General features: G+C 31.7%; 16 protein-coding genes. 8 read left to right on the top strand and 8 right to left on the bottom strand.

Features of this window, described 5'->3' with window-relative positions:
• The first annotated feature begins 166 nt into the window (after positions 1-166).
• A complete protein-coding gene (gene ccsA, locus BUC03_RS03955; protein WP_084112780.1) occupies positions 167-3,388 on the top strand; it encodes a cytochrome c biogenesis protein CcsA in 3,222 nt (1,073 codons plus the stop codon).
• Between the two features lie 3 nt (positions 3,389-3,391).
• The gene (locus BUC03_RS03950; RefSeq protein ID WP_084112778.1) at positions 3,392-3,787 is read left to right on the top strand and encodes a copper resistance protein NlpE; all 396 of its coding nucleotides are present in this window, start codon (positions 3,392-3,394) and stop codon (positions 3,785-3,787) included.
• 84 nt (positions 3,788-3,871) lie between these two features.
• Here BUC03_RS03950 and fumC read toward each other — a convergent pair whose 3' ends face one another.
• Positions 3,872-5,269 carry a class II fumarate hydratase gene (gene fumC, locus BUC03_RS03945; protein WP_073148477.1) on the bottom strand — a complete coding sequence of 466 codons (1,398 nt, stop codon included), beginning with the start codon at positions 5,267-5,269 and terminating at the stop codon, positions 3,872-3,874.
• Positions 5,270-5,473: 204 nt separating this feature from the next.
• Here fumC and BUC03_RS03940 point away from each other — a divergent pair, with 204 nt between their 5' ends.
• Entirely contained in the window at positions 5,474-5,656 is a 183-nt protein-coding gene (locus tag BUC03_RS03940) for a hypothetical protein (RefSeq protein WP_073148475.1), read from the top strand.
• Between the two features lie 145 nt (positions 5,657-5,801).
• On the opposite strand, the gene BUC03_RS03935 is transcribed toward BUC03_RS03940, so the two are convergent.
• From BUC03_RS03935 to BUC03_RS03920, 4 genes are all read right to left on the bottom strand, one after another.
• Positions 5,802-8,297, bottom strand: a complete 2,496-nt coding sequence (locus BUC03_RS03935) for a TonB-dependent receptor (protein ID WP_073148473.1) — start codon at positions 8,295-8,297, stop codon at positions 5,802-5,804.
• Between the two features lie 126 nt (positions 8,298-8,423).
• Positions 8,424-8,768: an arsenate reductase (glutaredoxin) gene (gene arsC / locus BUC03_RS03930; protein WP_073148471.1), complete on the bottom strand. Its 345-nt coding sequence runs from the start codon at positions 8,766-8,768 to the stop codon at positions 8,424-8,426.
• A 15-nt stretch (positions 8,769-8,783) separates the two neighbouring features.
• Positions 8,784-9,891, bottom strand: a protein-coding gene (gene prfB, locus BUC03_RS03925; protein WP_143159132.1) for a peptide chain release factor 2 whose coding sequence is annotated in 2 segments (ribosomal slippage) — positions 8,784-9,827 and positions 9,829-9,891 — 1,107 coding nt in all. Because the reading frame shifts where the segments join, the coding sequence is not laid out codon by codon here.
• Positions 9,892-10,019: 128 nt separating this feature from the next.
• Positions 10,020-10,412: a methylglyoxal synthase gene (locus tag BUC03_RS03920; RefSeq protein ID WP_073148469.1), complete on the bottom strand. Its 393-nt coding sequence runs from the start codon at positions 10,410-10,412 to the stop codon at positions 10,020-10,022.
• Positions 10,413-10,622: 210 nt separating this feature from the next.
• Here BUC03_RS03920 and BUC03_RS03915 point away from each other — a divergent pair, with 210 nt between their 5' ends.
• Positions 10,623-11,639, top strand: a complete 1,017-nt coding sequence (locus BUC03_RS03915; protein WP_073148467.1) for a threonine aldolase family protein — start codon at positions 10,623-10,625, stop codon at positions 11,637-11,639.
• A gap of 71 nt (positions 11,640-11,710) precedes the next feature.
• On the top strand, positions 11,711-12,226 hold the full coding sequence (locus tag BUC03_RS03910; RefSeq protein ID WP_073148465.1) for a redoxin domain-containing protein: 516 nt from the start codon (positions 11,711-11,713) through the stop codon (positions 12,224-12,226).
• 22 nt (positions 12,227-12,248) lie between these two features.
• Here the strand turns inward: BUC03_RS03910 and BUC03_RS03905 are convergent, their stop codons facing one another.
• The 3 genes from BUC03_RS03905 to BUC03_RS03895 are packed head-to-tail and all read right to left on the bottom strand — an operon-like array spanning position 12,249 to position 13,578.
• Positions 12,249-12,662: a hypothetical protein gene (locus tag BUC03_RS03905; RefSeq protein ID WP_073148463.1), complete on the bottom strand. Its 414-nt coding sequence runs from the start codon at positions 12,660-12,662 to the stop codon at positions 12,249-12,251.
• Positions 12,659-13,210 carry a hypothetical protein gene (locus tag BUC03_RS03900; RefSeq protein ID WP_073148461.1) on the bottom strand — a complete coding sequence of 184 codons (552 nt, stop codon included), beginning with the start codon at positions 13,208-13,210 and terminating at the stop codon, positions 12,659-12,661. Before BUC03_RS03900 ends, BUC03_RS03905 begins: the two co-directional genes overlap by 4 nt.
• A 53-nt stretch (positions 13,211-13,263) precedes the next feature.
• Complete coding sequence (locus BUC03_RS03895) at positions 13,264-13,578, bottom strand: YbaB/EbfC family nucleoid-associated protein (protein ID WP_073148459.1); 315 nt, start codon at positions 13,576-13,578, stop codon at positions 13,264-13,266.
• A gap of 110 nt (positions 13,579-13,688) precedes the next feature.
• Here BUC03_RS03895 and BUC03_RS03890 point away from each other — a divergent pair, with 110 nt between their 5' ends.
• From BUC03_RS03890 to BUC03_RS03880, 3 genes are all read left to right on the top strand, one after another.
• Entirely contained in the window at positions 13,689-15,752 is a 2,064-nt protein-coding gene (locus tag BUC03_RS03890) for a S9 family peptidase (protein WP_084112774.1), read from the top strand.
• Positions 15,753-15,842: 90 nt separating this feature from the next.
• On the top strand, positions 15,843-16,883 hold the full coding sequence (locus BUC03_RS03885; protein ID WP_073148454.1) for a cysteate synthase: 1,041 nt from the start codon (positions 15,843-15,845) through the stop codon (positions 16,881-16,883).
• A 147-nt stretch (positions 16,884-17,030) separates the two neighbouring features.
• On the top strand, positions 17,031-18,287 hold the full coding sequence (locus tag BUC03_RS03880; protein ID WP_073148452.1) for a cysteate-C-fatty acyltransferase: 1,257 nt from the start codon (positions 17,031-17,033) through the stop codon (positions 18,285-18,287).
• Positions 18,288-18,359 lie beyond the last annotated feature (72 nt).

Here is an 18,359-nt window from a genome sequence, read left to right as displayed (position 1 = left end):
GCTAAAATATTAAAAAGAGTCGGCCTTTTAAAATTAACATTCTTAGAGGTATTTTAATAGCATAATTGCAGATAAATCCGTTAGAAATGGGTAAATTTGCAGCGTTTTTAAAGTACTTCTCATGATTCAAAAAAAGATCGCGAATATTCTGTTCTCAACACGATTAATGGCCGTATTATTTATTGTTTTTGCACTTGCAATGGCTATTGGGACTTTTGTAGAAAATTCTTACACCACAGCAACCGCTAGAGAGTGGATTTACAATGCCTGGTGGTTTGAGGCAATTATGCTACTTTTTGCGGTTAATTTTTTAGGAAATATTAAAAGATATAGACTTTGGAGTAAAGAAAAAGCAAGTACTTTATTATTACACCTTTCTTTCTTTTTAATTATTATAGGTGCAGCTATTACCAGGTATATTGGTTATGAGGGGGTTATGCCAATACGAGAAGGTGAAGTTTCTAACGTAATGTTATCTCAAGAAACTTATTTAACAGCAATGATAGATGGTGAGTTTAATGGAGAACCACTTAGAAGATCTGTAGAGCTACCTTTAAATCTTGCACCTGGTATAAATAACCTTAAAACTGTAACCACAGATTTTAAAGGCCAAAAAATCACTTTTGAAGTTACAGAATTTATTAACGGAGCTGAAGAAGGATTAGTAGAAGATGAAAACGGAGAAAATTATTTAAAAATTGTAGAAGCTGGTGGCGGGCAACGTCACGATCACTACTTAAAAGAAAATGAAGTAGCCAACATACATAATATTCTTTTTGCGTTAAATAAACCAACAGAAGGTGCTATAAATTTTATGATAGAAAATGGAGAATATAAAATTTCATCTCCTTTTGAAGGTAACTATATGAGAATGGCAGACCAAAAACAAGGTAGCGTTGTTGCAGATACAGTACAACCTTTAGTGTTAAGATCTCTTTACAATATGGCAGGAATGCAATTTGTAATTCCAGATCCTGTAATTAAAGGACGTTATGATATGGTAGCTTCAGACCCTAAACAAAAAGGTCAAGCAGATGGAGTAGTGCTTAACGTTACTACTGCAGGAGAAACACAACAATTAAAACTATTGGGAGCTGAAGGAATTATTAATGATTTTAAAGAAGTAGAAGTTGGTGGTTTAGAGATTTATGCCCGTTACGGAAGTAAAGAACACGAATTGCCTTTTGCTTTAAAATTAAACGATTTTATTGCTGAAAAATATCCAGGTACAGAAGAAAACCCAACACCTAGTTATTCTGCATTTAAAAGTAAAGTAGAATTGGTAGATGAGGGTGAGTCTAAACCTTTTGATATTTACATGAATCACGTTTTAGACCATAAAGGGTATCGTTTTTTTCAGTCTTCTTTTGATGCAGATGAAAAAGGAACCGTACTTTCTGTAAATCACGATTGGTGGGGAACTTGGGTAACTTACATTGGCTATTTTTTACTATACATAGGTTTAATGTGGATTTTGTTTGATAAAAATTCTCGTTTTGGAGAGCTTACCATAAAACTAGATAAGCTAAAAGCTAAAAAAGCCAAACAACTAAGCATATTATTATTACTAGTTAGTTTTGGTAGTTTTGCTCAGCAAGACGTTACTTCAGGTACGATTAACGAAGAGCAAGCTCCCGAGCATATTACAGAAGAGCATGACCACCAACACGATCATGCAGTAGAAACAGAAGAGCACCAACACGAAGCTCAAGCACCAATTAGTTTATCTAAAGAAGAAGTAGATAAAATAATTATAAAAAATAAAATTTCTGAAGAACACGCTGCAAAATTTGGAAAACTAATTATTCAAGATGCAGGTGGTAGAATGAAACCTGCCAACACGTATTCTTCAGAATTAGTTAGAAAATTAAGCAAGTCTGATACTTACGAGGGGTTAACAAGTGATCAGGTATTGTTTTCTATGTTTGAAAACCCTTCACTTTGGTATAATGTACCTATAATTTATGTAAAAGCTAAAAACGATAGTTTACATAATATATTAGGAGTAGAGAAAGGATTAAAACATATTCCGTTAGCTAATTTTTTTGATGAAAAAGGAGCGTACAAACTTTCATCTTACTTAGAGTCGGCTTACAAAGAAGAAGTAAAAAATCAATTTCAAAAAGATTTTATTTCTGCAGATGAAAAAGTGAATTTACTTTACAGCGCTTTAGAAGGAAAGGTTTTAAAAATATTTCCGGTTCCTAATGCCGAAAACAACAAATGGCTTTCTTACCCTGAAGTAATTAAAACCGAAGGTAAATTTACAGGTGTAGACTCTTTATACGTTACGCAAGTACTTCCTTTATACATGCAAACTATACAAAATGCAAAAAGTACAGGAGGTTATAATAAAGCAGACGAAGTTTTAGAAAGCTTAAAAGGTTTTCAGAAAAAATACGGAGCAGAAGTGATGCCATCTGATAAAAAAATAGATTTAGAAATCATGTATAATAAATACGATGTTTTTAGAGGTCTATTTTGGCAATATATGCTTGCAGGCTCTGTGATGTTTATTTTGGTAATTTTTAGAATATTTTTTGATAAAAAAGGACTTAAAATAGGAGTAAACATTAGCAAAGTGGCAATAATTATTTTGTTTGCATTGCATACCGCAGGGTTAATTGCCCGTTGGTATATTTCTGGACACGCGCCTTGGAGTGATGCTTACGAAAGTATGATTTACGTGGCTTGGGCTACTATGTTTTTTGGTTTAGCATTTGGTAGAAAAAGTGATTTAACTTTTTCTTCTACTACATTTGTAGCTTCTATGATTTTAATGGTAGCTCACTTAAACTGGATGGATCCGTCTATTGCCAACCTAGTACCTGTATTAGATTCTTATTGGTTAATGATTCACGTAGCGGTAATTGTAGCAAGTTACGGTCCGTTTACTTTAGGAATGATTTTAGGTTTAGTTTCTTTAATTCTAATGATTTTAACTAATCAAAAGAATAAAAAGAAAATGGCTATTAATATACAAGAGTTAACCATTATTACAGAACTTGCATTAACAGTAGGCTTAGTAATGCTAACTATAGGAAACTTTTTAGGAGGTCAATGGGCTAATGAAAGTTGGGGAAGATATTGGGGTTGGGACCCTAAAGAAACTTGGGCGTTAATTAGTATTATGGTATACGCATTTGTAATACATATGCGTTTAGTGCCAGGTATGAGAGGGAGATTTGCTTTTAACTGGGCAGCAGTTTTTGCTTTTTCTTCTATTATGATGACTTATTTTGGTGTAAATTTCTATTTAACAGGTTTACATTCATACGCTAGTGGAGATCAAATTATAAGTTACCAATTTATAATAGCTGCTTTTGTAATTTGGTTGTTATTAGGCTTTTTTGCTAGAAGAAAGTATGTACTATTTTATAAAAAATAAAATATGATGAATTTTAAATCTTTTTTACTTTTAGTAATAGGTGTTATTAGTTTTATTGCTTGTAATTCTAACTCATCTATAGATTATATAGGTGTTTATGAAGGGGTTTTACCTTGTGAAGATTGTGATGCTATAAAGGCTAAACTTACTTTAAAAGAAGATCAATTTTACACTTTGTATGAAACTTATAGTGCTGCAGAAGGGGATGAAATAAAGAGAATGAGTGGGAAATTTGAATGGGAAGAAGAAAAAGGAGTTTTTAGTATAGAACAAGTTGGTGCTATGCCTTTATATTTTAAAATAGTAGATAATAAAATTATGCACCTTAATTTTAAAGCAGAACCTTTTAAAGATAACCAACAACATATATTAATGAAAATAGAATCTTCTGAAGAGTAAAAAACTATTTTCTTTAACTAAATAAAATAAAAAATCCCAGAGATAATTCTCTGGGATTTTTTTATAAAATATTGTGGAAAGTGATTATTTTAACTCACCAACCATATCTTCAGGTTTTACCCAAGCATCAAACTCTTCAGCAGTAGTGTAGCCTAAATTTACAGCTTCTTCTTTTAAAGTTGTTCCGTTTTTATGAGCAGTATTTGCAATTTCAGCAGCTTTATAGTATCCAATTTTGGTATTTAAAGCAGTTACTAACATTAAACTATTTTTTAATAACTCATCTATACGCTCTTGGTTAGGCTCTATACCTGCAGCACAATGCTCTTCAAAAGAAAGACAAGCGTCACCAATTAACTGTGCACTCTGTAATAAGTTAGCAGCCATAACTGGTTTAAATACATTTAGCTCAAACTGGCCTTGTAAACCGCCAACAGTTGCAGCAACATCGTTACCTACAACTTGCGCGCAAACCATAGTTAAAGCTTCACATTGTGTAGGGTTTACTTTACCTGGCATAATAGAAGAACCTGGCTCATTGGCTGGTATAATAATTTCTCCAATTCCACTTCTTGGCCCAGAAGCTAACATTCTAATATCGTTTCCTATTTTATTTAAAGAAACAGCAAGTTGTTTTAAAGCTCCGTGTGTTTCTACTAAAGCATCGTGAGCAGCAAGAGCTTCAAATTTATTTTCGGCAGAAGTAAAAGGTAATCCTGTAAATTCAGCAATAAATTCAGCTACTTTTTCAGCATAACCAGCAGGAGTATTTAACCCTGTACCTACTGCAGTACCACCTAAAGCTAATTCAGCTAAATGCGGAAGTGTGTTTTCTAGAGCTTTTAATCCGTGATCTAATTGAGAAACGTAACCTCCAAATTCTTGACCAAGAGTTAGGGGAGTAGCATCCATAAAATGCGTACGTCCAATTTTTACTACTTCTTTAAAATCTTGTGATTTTTTATATAATGTGTCACGTAATTTTTTTACACCAGGGATGGTTACTTCTACTACTTTTTTATAAGCAGCAATGTGCATACCTGTAGGAAAAGTATCATTAGAAGATTGAGATTTATTTACATCATCATTAGGTTGAAGTGTTTTTTCTCCCTCACCAATTGTTTTTCCTGCTAATTGGTGTGCACGATTGGCTACAACTTCGTTTACGTTCATGTTACTTTGTGTACCAGAACCTGTTTGCCAAATAACCAAAGGAAATTGATCATCGTGTTTACCTTCTAAAATTTCTTCACAAACTTGAGCAATAAAATCTCTTTTTTCGTTAGGTAAAACACCTAAAGCAGCGTTTGTGTATGCCGCAGCTTTTTTTAAGTAAGCAAACCCATAAATAATCTCTAAAGGCATAGAAGCTGCTGGCCCTATTTTAAAGTTATTTCTAGATCTTTCTGTTTGAGCACCCCATAATTTATCGGCAGGTACTTTTACCTCACCCATGGTGTCTTTCTCTATTCTATATTCCATAATAGTTGATTAATTTTAAGTATAACAAATTTAAGGATTTAGTTTTTTTTATAAGCTTAGTTAAACCACGAAATGCATATTTTTTACAAATAGAAATAGAAGGATAAAAAATAATTAATAATCTGTTGATATTTTTTTAAGTTTAGTTGTGATATTTCATATAGAATAATTATTTTTGAAGCAAATTCTTGAAATTTATAAATTATGTTTGAGTTTGATCAATACCTTGGCTTTTTAGCATTTTTAACCATCGCAACTATTGGTTTTTGGTTAATGATATTTTTAGTAAGTTTTATAGTACCTTATTGGATTGGTGGTTCTATTATGGAAATGCTTAAAGAAAAGAAAGAAGCTAAGCGTAAAAAACGTGAAGAGTTAAACGCATAATTAAGATATATACTTATATAAAAAAAGGAAGCTATTTTTAGCTTCCTTTTTTTTGTGGGGTAAAATTTAAGTAGTTGTATGGGTAAAAAAAATGCGCTCTAAATAAAATAATTTAAAGCGCATTTTATTTTTCTTTGAGTTTTGTTTAGAAATCTCCTTCTTCTTCGTTTAAACCAGCACCGTTGTTTCTTCCTTTTTCTTTCATTCTATCTTCTTTAGACTGATTAAATCTGTAGATAAGAGATAAAGTAAATTGTCTTTCTCTCCATTGAAACTCACTATCTGATGTGAAACTATCACTTACTGTATAAGAGTTTCTTTTTCTAGAATTAAATACGTCTCTAATATTAAAAGTGGCAGTTAATTTATCTTTGATAACCTCTTTACTTAAAGCAAGATCTAAAGAGAAAATAGCATCATTTTCTGTTTGAGAGTTTTGAGTAGGCCCTTTATAAATACCATTAGTTTGTATGTCTATTTCTGCTGGTAAAGTATATTTAGCGCTAAACCTACCAAACCAACTTGTACTTTCTGTCCCGTAATCTACGCCTTCATAAAAACCTTCTGTCTCAAATCTAAATATATTAAAACTACCGTTTAATCTCAATTTTCTTGTCGGATTGTAAATTAATCCTACCTCACCACCAATACGTTCATCTGTAGCTAAATTAATAGGTTGGTTTCTAATAATAGCAACACCATCATCATTAGTATTTCCTGTGTCTTGCTGTATTCTTTCAAAAGCGTCTGTTTCTTTTTGGTAGTACACAGAAGTATTAAAAGTTAGTTTATCCCATTTTTTTAGGTAACCCAAATCAAAAGTATTAGCAAATGCAGGATTTAAATTTGGATTTCCTTGAAAGATGTTTGTAGTACTTGATCTTGAAGGAAAAGGATTTATGTATCTTCCTCTAGGTCTGTTTATTCTTCTATTGTATCCTAAAGTTATATTTTCATCATTTCCTATTTCGTAAATTAAATTTACGGTAGGGAAGAGGCCTAGGTAATTTTTATCAAAATTAGGATCAAAATCTACACCAATTTCTTCTATTAATTCATCTTGCGTTAAATAATCTGAATATGCATTTCCTTTTAATTCTGTTTGTTCTAAACGTAGCCCTAATAGAAATGAAAATCTATCTCCTAGTTTGTTTCCGTATTGAGTATATAGAGCGTACACATTCTCATCGTAATCAAAATTATAAGACTGTCCCTCGTCTAAATAATATTCTTGTGTATCTAAATCAAAATCTTCTAGTACGTAATCTGTTTTGCTAGATTGTGTATTTATTCTAAAACCAGCTTCAAATTGTGCATCTCCCTTAGGTAAAACATAATCTGCTTGTAATAAAAATTCATTTTGACGTTGATTTTCAAATATGCGTTGACTTTCTACCAACTCATTAGTAGGGAAAGTTTTATTTTCTACAATATTATTTGGCTTGTCTTCATTATCGTAAGAATACTGCAAATCTGCAGTTAATTTATGTCCTTCTCCATTAAAATTATTAATGTAATTTACAGACCCTTGGTAGGTTTCTTCTTTTTCTCCTTCTAATTGATTTCTGTAGGTAGAGCTATCTAAAGCATCGTCTATATAACGATCACTAATAGATTCACTTTCATCTTCATCATCACCCCATTTTCCGAAAAAAGTACCAGTAATAGAAGATTGATCATTTAAGTAATATTCTATACCTAAGTTGGTGTTAATACCTTTTCTTAAGCGATCATACTCACGGTCTTCAATAATACGATCGTAAGTGCCAGAGAAGTAGTTATTATCAAAATAAGCATTACCAGGAGATTTTCTATAATAAACCCCTGTGTTATTAAATATATTAAATTTATCTGTTCTTAGGTTTAATGTGGTAGAAACAGAATTATTAATTGGATAACCAAAGGTTGCATTAACAGAACCATTAAGACCTAAAGTTTTTTCTTTTTTAAGAATAATATTTAATATCCCAGCAGTACCTTCTGCATCATATCTAGCTGAAGGACTAGTAATAACTTCTACCTTTTCAATAGCATCTGCAGGTAGTTGTTGAAAGATAGTGGTATCATCAAAGCCAGCCATTGCAGACGGTTTACCATTAATAAGTATACGTACATTTTCATTACCACGTAAACTTATAGCTCCCTCTACATCTACAGATACAGAAGGTATGTTTTGCAATGCATCATTTACAGTACCACCGCGAGTGGTTAGATCTTTACCTATATTGTATATTTTTTTATCTAAACGTACTTCAACTTGTGTAGTTTCTGCGGTAACAACTACTTCGTCTAAGCTATCAGAATTTATACCTAAAGTGATTGTACCTAGATCTAAGTTTCCATTTAAAGTTTGGCTGTTATATGTTTTTGTTTCAAAAGAAATAAATTCAATTTTAATATCATACGTACCTTTATAAACATCTACATTAAAATTACCATCAAAATCTGTTACACCACCTTGTGGTAGGCGATCTCCAGATTTGTCTATAAATGTAATAGTAGCGTATTCTAGCGGTATTGCAGCATCTTTGTCTACAACAGTACCAGTTACTTTAACTTTCTCTTGGGCGTTACTAAATTGAGTTAAGCTTAGTGTAACAAATAATAAAAGTGTTTTTACTAAAAATAGTTTTTGGGTCATTGGTTTGTTCTTTGCTTATAAGACCTAATTATTATAGAATCGTTTAATTTTATTTTGTTAAAGTTGAGTTAACAAAAAAAGCCTCTTTTTTATAAGAGACTTTTAGTTTTCAAATTAATTGAAAGTTTATTGTATTATTTTTTTAATATTTTCTGACGGTCTACCAATTACAGCTTTCTTATTATTAACTACAATTGGTCTTTCTATTAACTTTGGGTTTTCTTGCATAGCAGTAATTATTTCTTCTTCAGAAAGTGATTTACCTTTATAGTTTTCTTTCCAGATTTTTTCATTTTTACGTACTAATTCTTCCGCAGAAATATTTAAAAGGTTAAGAATTTCTTTTATTTCTGAAGCAGATAATGGTGTATCTAAATACTTAATAATTTGAAAATCTTTACCAGACTCTTCTAACATCTTTAAACCTTCTCTAGATTTAGAACATCTAGGGTTGTGGTATATTTTAATCATTATTTTATATTTTATTTAAAGAGATTTTTCATCTTCTTTTTGCCCCATCATCATTAAATATGCTTTTAAAAATGCATCAATATTACCATCCATCACGGCATCTACATTACCAGTTTCTTCTGCGGTTCTTACATCTTTAACTAACTTGTAAGGGTGCATTACATAATTTCTAATTTGTGAACCCCATTCTATCTTCATTTTTCCGGCCTCAATATCTTCTCGTTGTGCTAGTTGTTTTTGTAGCTCAATTTCGTATAGTTGTGATCTAAGCATTTGCATAGCACGAGCTCTATTTTCATGTTGAGAGCGTGTTTCTGAACAAGATATTTGAATACCAGTTGGGTGGTGCACTAATTGTACTTTTGTTTCTACTTTATTTACATTTTGCCCTCCAGCACCACTAGATCTAGCGGTAGTAATTTCGATATCTGCAGGGTTAATGTCTATTTCTATAGAATCATCTACTAATGGGTAAACGTAAACAGAAGCAAAAGAGGTGTGACGTTTAGCATTACTATCAAACGGAGAAATACGTACCAAACGGTGTACACCATTTTCTCCTTTTAGCCAACCAAAAGCATAATCACCTTCAATTTCAATAGTTACTGTTTTAATACCAGCTACATCACCAGCTTGGTAATTAAGTTCTTTAATTTTAAAGCCTTGCTTTTCTGCCCACATTAAATACATTCTCATCAGCATTTCTGCCCAATCACAACTTTCTGTACCACCAGCACCAGCAGTTATTTGTAAAACAGCAGATAAATCGTCTCCTTCTTCAGAAAGCATATTTTTAAACTCTAAATCTTCTAAAAGGTTTTTAAGTTTTTCGTAGCGTAAATTAAGGTCTTCTTCTGTAGCTTCGTCTTCTTTGTAAAATTCAAAAATTACTTCTAAATCTTCATAAAGAGTCACCGCAGCTTCATAATCTTCTACCCATTTTTTTTCTTGGTTAAGAGCTCTAACTATTTTTTGAGCCTCTTGTGCATTATTCCAAAAATCTGGCGCAAAAGTTTTTTCTTCCTGATTGCTAATTTCTATACGTTTGGCATCAATGTCAAAGATATTGTTTTAGGGCAGTTACACGATCTTTGAAGTCTTTAAGAGTATCTTGGGTAATCATATTTTTTATTTTTTAATGTATAAAAATAGAAGTTGATAAGAGTTTTAAAAAAAATACAACTACTTATTTCTTCGGAATAAATTTTAAACCATTCCATACTTCTATTGTAAATTTTCTGAGTGAAGTTTTTAAATAGGTTTTATTTCTGTATTTACCAAAGAAACACCTTTAATTAAAAGTTTAGCAGATGCAGGATTGGATGCTAGAGGTACATTATGTACATCACAAATACGTAAAAGCATTAATACATCTGGCTCGTGCGGATGTTTTTCTAAAGGGTCTCTAAAAAACAATACCATTTTGCATTTTCCTTCTGCTACACGGCCTGCAATTTGTGCATCACCCCCAATTGGTCCAGAAAGATAGCGCTGTACTTTAAATCCTGCATTTTCAACTTTATTTCCTGTAGTACCTGTGGCAATTAGTTTAATATGATCTTGAAGAAAAAAATCTTTAAATTCTTCTAAAAACTTAACCATTTCTACTTTTTTACCATCGTGGGCAATTATAGCTATTTCCATTTTTCTTTAGTTTGAATAACAAAATTACAATTATTTTAGTTGGGTATCAATTTTATAAAGAAAGACAAAATGAAAATTTTGTCTATAATAATTACATTGTAAAACAGATACAAATTTTAGTTTTAAGTAATTATAATGATTATTTAATTGAAGAGGATGCAGCTTAAACAATTCTTGTAAATTTGATTTTCTTGAATATAATTAATAGCTATGATAGATTTAAAAAGTGATACTGTAACCAAACCAACTCCTGCAATGTTAAAAGCTATAATGAGTGCAGAAGTAGGTGACGATGTTTATAAAGAAGACCCAACAGTTAATACATTAGAAGAACGTTTGGCTAATATGTTTGGTAAAGAAACGGCCTTGTTTTTTCCTACGGGAAGTATGGCTAACCAAGCAGCAATAAAGTTGCATACTCAGCCTGGAGAACAGTTAATTTGTGATAAATGGGCGCATGTGTATAATTATGAAGGTGGTGGTGTTTCTTTTAACAGTGGAGTTTCTTGTAAATTAATAGATGGTGACCGCGGAATGATAACTGCAGCACAAGTGGCAGAAAATATTAATCCGCCAGATTTTTATCACAGTCCGTTAACGTCTTTGGTTTGTTTAGAAAATACTACTAACAAAGGGGGTGGAGCTTGTTATAATTTTGAAGAAATCAAGAAAATAAGAGAAGTATGTAATGAGCACAAATTAGGTTTGCATCTAGACGGAGCGCGTTTATTTAATGCTCTAGTAGCCAAAAATGAAAATCCAAAACAATATGGGGAAGTTTTTGATACTATTTCTGTATGCCTGTCTAAAGGGTTAGGTACACCAATGGGTTCTGTTTTAATTGGAGATAAAGAAGTAATGAAAAACGCTATGCGTGTACGTAAAGTATTGGGAGGCGGAATGAGACAAGTAGGTTTTATGGCAGCTGCAGGTTTGTATGCTTTAGACAATCACATAGATCGTTTAGCGGTAGATCATAGAAGAGCTAAAGAGTTAGCAACCGTTTTAAAGGAATTGACTTTTGTAAAAAAAGTGGAACCAGTAGAAACTAATATTGTAATATTTTATTTAAATGATAATGTAAATGAAATTACTTTCTTAAAACATTTAGAAGATAAAGGAGTAATAATTAGCGGAATGGGGCAAGGAAAATTAAGAATTGTAACTCACTTAGATTATTCTCTAGAAATGCACGAAAAATTCATTTCTATTCTAAAAAACATATAAATTTAACAACACCTTGTTGGTTTATTAAGAGTTTTTATGAAGAACATCTGTTAGCTTTGAAAAAAAAAGCTATGAAAAATTTTAAACCAAGACAAAAAGTACCAGCATTAAACATTAAAACGGTTAATGGTACTAATTGGAATATTGAAGAGTCAAATCCTGAAAATTTTAACCTTATAATTTTTTACAGAGGTCTTCACTGCCCAGTTTGTAAAACATATTTACAAGAATTAAATACGCTTATAAAAGATTATGAAGAAAGAGGCGTTAATGTTATTGCAATTAGTTCTAATACAAAAGAACTAGCAGAGAAAACAGTAGAAAGTTGGGATGTAGATAATGTAACTATTGGTTACGATTTCCCAATTGAAGAAGCAAGAAAGTGGGATTTGTATGTGTCTGAAGGTATTAATGATAAAGAACCTGCAGAGTTTGTAGAGCCTGCAATATTTTTAGTACGTCCAGACCAAACACTTTATGCAAGTTCTGTACAAACAATGCCATTTGCAAGACCAAAATTAAAAGAGTTACTAAAATCTATAGATTTTGTACTAGACAAAGATTATCCTGCAAGAGGGGAAGCATAATTTATAAAAAAGTCCTGATTTTTCAGGGCTTTTTCTTTATTTTCTTATGTTTTATAAGGGTAGCTAAACTTATAGAAACTACTACAGAGATACAAGCAGTAGTACCTAAAGCACCTCCAAAATTGTTAAAGAAACTTCCTTTATTAAGGTATAAAACACTAAAAATTAGTCCGGCTAACAGTACATAAATACTATGAGTAAGTATTTTTTTAGAAACCATACCTACAAAAGAAGAACCTATATAAACTAACGGAATTTGCTTTTGAAGCGTTTCATTTACTATTTCTCCAAAATAATAGAAAAATAATCCCACTAATAAAGAGGGAAAAGCAGAAGCTAAAACCGCTCCTAATTTTATGTGATTATTTAAGTAGTAGGTAATATAACTTCCAATAGTACCTACAAGTATTAGTATAATTGTGTTTTCTTCTATCATACAAGTAGGTATATTAATAAAGAAGTAAAAGCTACTCCACCAAATGCTAAAGTTCCCAATTTACCACCATACCCATTAAACAGGTTTTTTGAGCCAATAAATAAAATGCCAGTTAGTAGACAAGCAAATAGAATAAAGCTATAACCGCTAGCTAAAGTTTTTTGAGACATCCCTACAAATGCGCCACAATAAACCGTAGCAGGAATTCTTCTAAAAATTTTTGAATTTTTAGGAAGATAAGGAGGTATAGAAGCAACGGTTCCTACAATTCCTGCAGCAATTACAGAACCTAGTTTTAGTTCTACACTTAAAAAATAAGTAAAAATGCCACCTATAGCAATGTAAAATATATCTTGTAAATCGGCTAAAAAGTGGTCTTCTTGGTCGGTAGTGCTATGGTAATAAGCATAAGTAATTAAAGAGGTTACTAAAATAATACCTAACAAAACCCATATTTCATTTACTTTTTCTACCAAGATTGAGGTTAAAAAAATAAGATGAATAGCAATAATCAAAAAAAAGGTAATTACACTAATAATTCTCTTCATTAGGAAGAATTTTAAAAAAAAGACCGCCTAGAATATAGGCGGTCTTTATAAATTTATTTAAACATATCCATTCCAGGGATATTAGGCATACCTTCTTTTGCAGCAGCAGCCAATTCAGCTTCGTTAATATCAGAAGCTTTTTTTATGGCTTTATTAAGAGTAAGTATTAAATAGTCTTCTAGTTGTTCTTTATCATTTAATAATTCTTCAGAAACCTCAATATTTTTAATTTCTCTATTTCCAGTGATCGTAATTTTTAATAAATCGTCACTAGACTTTTCTTGAATGGTAACCGTGTCTAAGCGTTTTTTAGTTTCTTCTACTTTTACTTGCGCCTCTTTAATTTTATTCATCATATCTCCAAACATAGCTTCTTTGTTTTTTAGTTGAGTGGCAAAGTTATTAATATACTCTCAATGCTTCCTAATTTCTACTTAAATTTTACCTTTGCAAGCATTCAAAATTGAATTTTAAGAAGATGATAGAAGAAAAAATACTTCCGCCTAAAGCAGAAAAAATTGCAAAAGAATTAGAAATGCATGGCGATATACGTGTAGATAACTATTTCTGGCTGAATGATAGAGAAAACCCTAAAGTAATTGATTATTTAGAGCAAGAAAATACATATAACGATAAAATGACCGCTCATACCAAGCAATTTCAAGAAAATTTGTTTGAAGAGATGAAAAGTAGAATAAAAGAAGATGACTCTTCTGTACCCTACAAATCTAATGGTTACTGGTATTATGTAAGGTATGAAGTTGGTCAAGGTTATCCTATTTACGTGCGTAAAAAAGAAACCTTAGAAGCAGCAGAAGAAATTTTGTTTGATTGTAACGAAATGGCTAAAGACCATGCTTATTTCAATTTAAGCGGAATTAGTGTGAGTCCTAATAACAAATTAGTAAGTTTTGGGATAGATACGGTGAGTAGAAGAAAATACACTATTCAAATAAAAAACTTAGAAACCAATGAGGTTTTACCAACAAAAATAGAAAGTACCACAGGAGGTTCTACTTGGGCTAACGATAATAAAACACTTTTTTATACTCGTAAAGACGAAGAAACTTTACGTTCAGACAAAATTTATCAGCATATATTAGGGCAAGACCCTGCAGAAGATAAATTAGTTTATCATGAAAAAGATGAAACCTTTAACACCTTTGTTTATAAATCAAAATCTAAGCAATACATCATTATTGGTGCTAGTAGTACTATGAGTGATGAGTATATGATCTTAGACGCAGATAAACCTAGAGGTGAATTTAAAATGTTTCAAGAAAGAGTAAGGGGTGTAGAATATGGTTTTTCTCATTATAAAGACCATTTTTATATTATTACCAATAAAGATGATGCTCACAATTTTAAGTTGATGAAAACCTCATTAACTAACACCAGCTCTAACTATTGGGAAGAAGTAATACCACACAGAGAAGATGTTTTGTTAGAAGACATGGATATTTTTAAAAATTACTTGGTATTAGGTGAGCGTTTTAATGGTTTAAATAGAATTAGAATAATGAGTTGGGATAATCAAGAAGATTATTTTTTACCATTTGATAATGAAACTTACACCGCCTACACGGGTAATAACCCAGATTTTGATACAGATATATTACGTTATGGTTATAACTCTTTAACTACACCATCTTCAGTTATAGATTTTAACATGAAGACAAAAGAAAGTGAAGTTAAAAAAGAACAAGAAGTACAAGACCCTAGTTTTAAAAAAGAAAATTATATTTCAGAAAGAATTTGGGCTACCGCTAAAGATGGTGCCAAAGTTCCAATTTCTATGGTCTATAAAAAAGGTATTAAAAGAGATGGAAGTAATCCCGTTTTACAATATGCTTACGGTAGTTACGGCCATACCACAGATCCATCATTTTCTAGTTCAAGATTAAGTTTACTAAATAGAGGATTCATTTTTGCAATTGCTCACATAAGAGGAGGAGAGTACCTGGGTAGAAAATGGTATGAAGATGGAAAAATGCTGAAAAAGAAAAATACGTTTACAGATTTTATAGCTTGTAGTGAATACTTAATAGCTCAAAAATATACTTCAGCTCAACATTTATATGCAATGGGAGGTTCTGCTGGCGGAATGTTAATGGGAGGTATCGCAAATATGGCACCACATTTATACAACGGAATTATAGCAGCTGTTCCTTTTGTAGATGTAGTAACCACTATGCTAGACGATAGTATCCCATTAACTACAGGTGAGTATGACGAGTGGGGTAACCCTAATAATGAAGAATACTACCATTATATGAAATCTTACTCTCCTTACGATAATGTAAAAGCGCAAGATTACCCAAATATTTTGGTAACTACAGGTTTACATGACTCACAAGTTCAATATTGGGAACCTGCAAAATGGGTTGCAAAATTAAGAGAGTTAAAGACAGACAACTGTATACTCTTGCTACATACAAATATGGATGCAGGCCACGGGGGGGCATCAGGTAGATTTGAAGCTTTAAAAGAAGTAGCTGAAGATTATTCTTTTATATTAGACTTGGAAGGAATTAATGAATAATTAAAAAAAATATTGTAAATTCGCAATGTTTTTCAAAAATGTATCTCTATACTTAGAGACATTTTTATATGTTAACAAGAACTTCAATTTATGAAAGAAGACTTAAAGGTTTATAACGATGTGTTGCAACTTATAGGTAATACTCCACTAATAAAACTCAATAAAGTAACTAAAGAATTAGAAGGTAATTTTTACGCTAAAGTAGAAGCCTTTAACCCAGGTCACTCTACAAAAGATCGGATTGCTCTGTATATCATAGAAGAAGCAGAGAGGAAGGGTATATTAAAACCAGGAGATACAATTATTGAAACTACCTCTGGTAACACAGGCTTTAGTATTGCTATGGTTAGTGTAATTAAAGGGTACGATTGTATTTTAGCAGTAAGCTCAAAATCATCAGCAGATAAAATAGATATGCTGAAAACCATGGGAGCTAAAGTATATGTTTGTCCGGCAAATGTTTCTGCAGACGATCCAAGATCATATTACCAAGTAGCAAAACGCCTTCACCAAGAAATGAAAGGTTCTGTTTACATAAATCAATATTTTAATGAATTGAATATTGAAGCTCACTACCGCTCTACAGGTCCAGAAATTTGGAAACAAACAGAAGGTAAAATCACACACTTAGTAGCTTGTAGTGGTACAGGAGGTACAATTTCTGGTACAGCTAGATTTTTAAAAGAACAAAATCCAAATATTAAAGTAATTGGTATAGATGCATATGGATCGGTACTTAAAAAATACCACGAAACTCGAGAGTTAGATCCAGATGAAATTTACCCATATAGAATAGAAGGTTTAGGTAAAAACTTAATACCAACAGCTACAGATTTTGACGTGATAGATAAATTTGAAAAGGTTACAGATGAGTCTAGTGCACATACTGCTAGATTTATAGCAAGAACAGAAGGTTTATTTGTAGGTTATACTAGTGGAGCAGTTTTTCAAGGAATAAAACAACTAGAAGAACAAGGTGAATTTGATGAAAATAGTAATGTAGTTATGATTTTCCCTGATCACGGTTCAAGATATATGAGTAAAATTTACAGTGACGACTGGATGAAAGAACAAGGTTTTTCAGACAGTGAAAACATTGTAGGAGCAGAGAAAATAGAATTTGTAAAATAATAAATGTTGTAATAAATTATAAAAAAGACTTTGAATTCTATATCAAGGTCTTTTTTTTGCGATAAACGGTCTATATTTCTAATATATACATTACGTTTTCACACTAAAAAATTATATTTTTGCAACTTGGCTTAAAATTAAAATCTTATGAAGGATTTATTTGATAAAATATATAGAGATAAAGGACCATTAGGTAAATGGGCAGACCAAGCAGAAGGATATTTTGTTTTCCCTAAACTTGAAGGAGAGATTAGCAACCGCATGAAATTTCAAGGTAAAGAAGTTATTACTTGGAGTGTGAATGATTATTTAGGGTTAGCAAATCACCCAGAAGTAAGAAAGGTTGATGCTGAGGCTGGTAAAAAATACGGTTCTGCTTACCCAATGGGAGCAAGAATGATGAGTGGGCATACAGATTTACACGAAAAGCTTCAAAATGAATTGGCAGACTTTGTACAAAAAGATGCTGCATATTTATTAAATTTTGGGTATCAAGGTATGGTTTCTACTATTGATGCTTTAGTTGGTAAAGATGATGTGATTGTGTATGATGTAGATGCTCATGCTTGTATTATAGATGGTGTACGTTTACATTTAGGGAAGCGTTTTACTTATAAGCACAACGATGTAGCAAGTATCGAAAAAAACTTAGAAAGAGCAACTAAAATTGCAGAGCAAACAGGTGGTGGTATACTTTTAATTTCTGAAGGAGTTTTTGGTATGCGTGGTGAGCAAGGTAAATTAAAAGAAATAGTTGAGCTTAAAAAGAGATTTAATTTTAGACTTTTTGTAGATGATGCTCACGGTTTTGGTACTTTAGGTAAAACAGGAGCAGGAGCAGGAGAAGAACAAGGTGTACAAGATGATATTGATGTTTATTTTGCAACTTTTGCAAAATCTATGGCAAGTACAGGTGCATTTATTGCTGCAGACCAAGAAGTAATAGATTACTTAAAATACAATTTAAGATCTCAAATGTTTGCCAAGTCTTTACAGATGCAATTGGTAGAAGGAGCTCTTAAACGTTTAGAAATGTTACGTTCTATGCCAGAACTTAAAGAAAAGTTGTGGGAAAATGTAAATGCACTACAAAACGGATTAAAAGATAGAGGTTTTGATATTGGTACCACGCAAAGTTGTGTAACACCAGTTTACCTTAAAGGTAGTATACCAGAGGCAATGGCATTGGTGAAAGATTTAAGAGAAAACTATGGTGTATTCTGTTCTATAGTGGTTTATCCAGTAATACCTAAGGGATTAATTTTATTAAGAATGATACCAACAGCTTCTCATACATTGCAAGATGTAGAAGAAACTTTAGAAGCTTTCTCTGCAATTAGAGAGCGTTTAGAAAATGGTACTTATAAGCGTTTATCTGCAGCAGTAATGGATGCAATGAAATAATAATTACCTATTTTAATAATATAGAAAAAGCCCGATATAATTTTATATCGGGCTTTTTTATAAATAAGATAA

The organism is Mesonia phycicola (assembly GCF_900141885.1).
GTDB lineage: Bacteria > Bacteroidota > Bacteroidia > Flavobacteriales > Flavobacteriaceae > Mesonia > Mesonia phycicola.
Note: the sequence above shows the minus strand (reverse complement) of the source record. Positions and strands in the feature narration are given on the sequence as shown.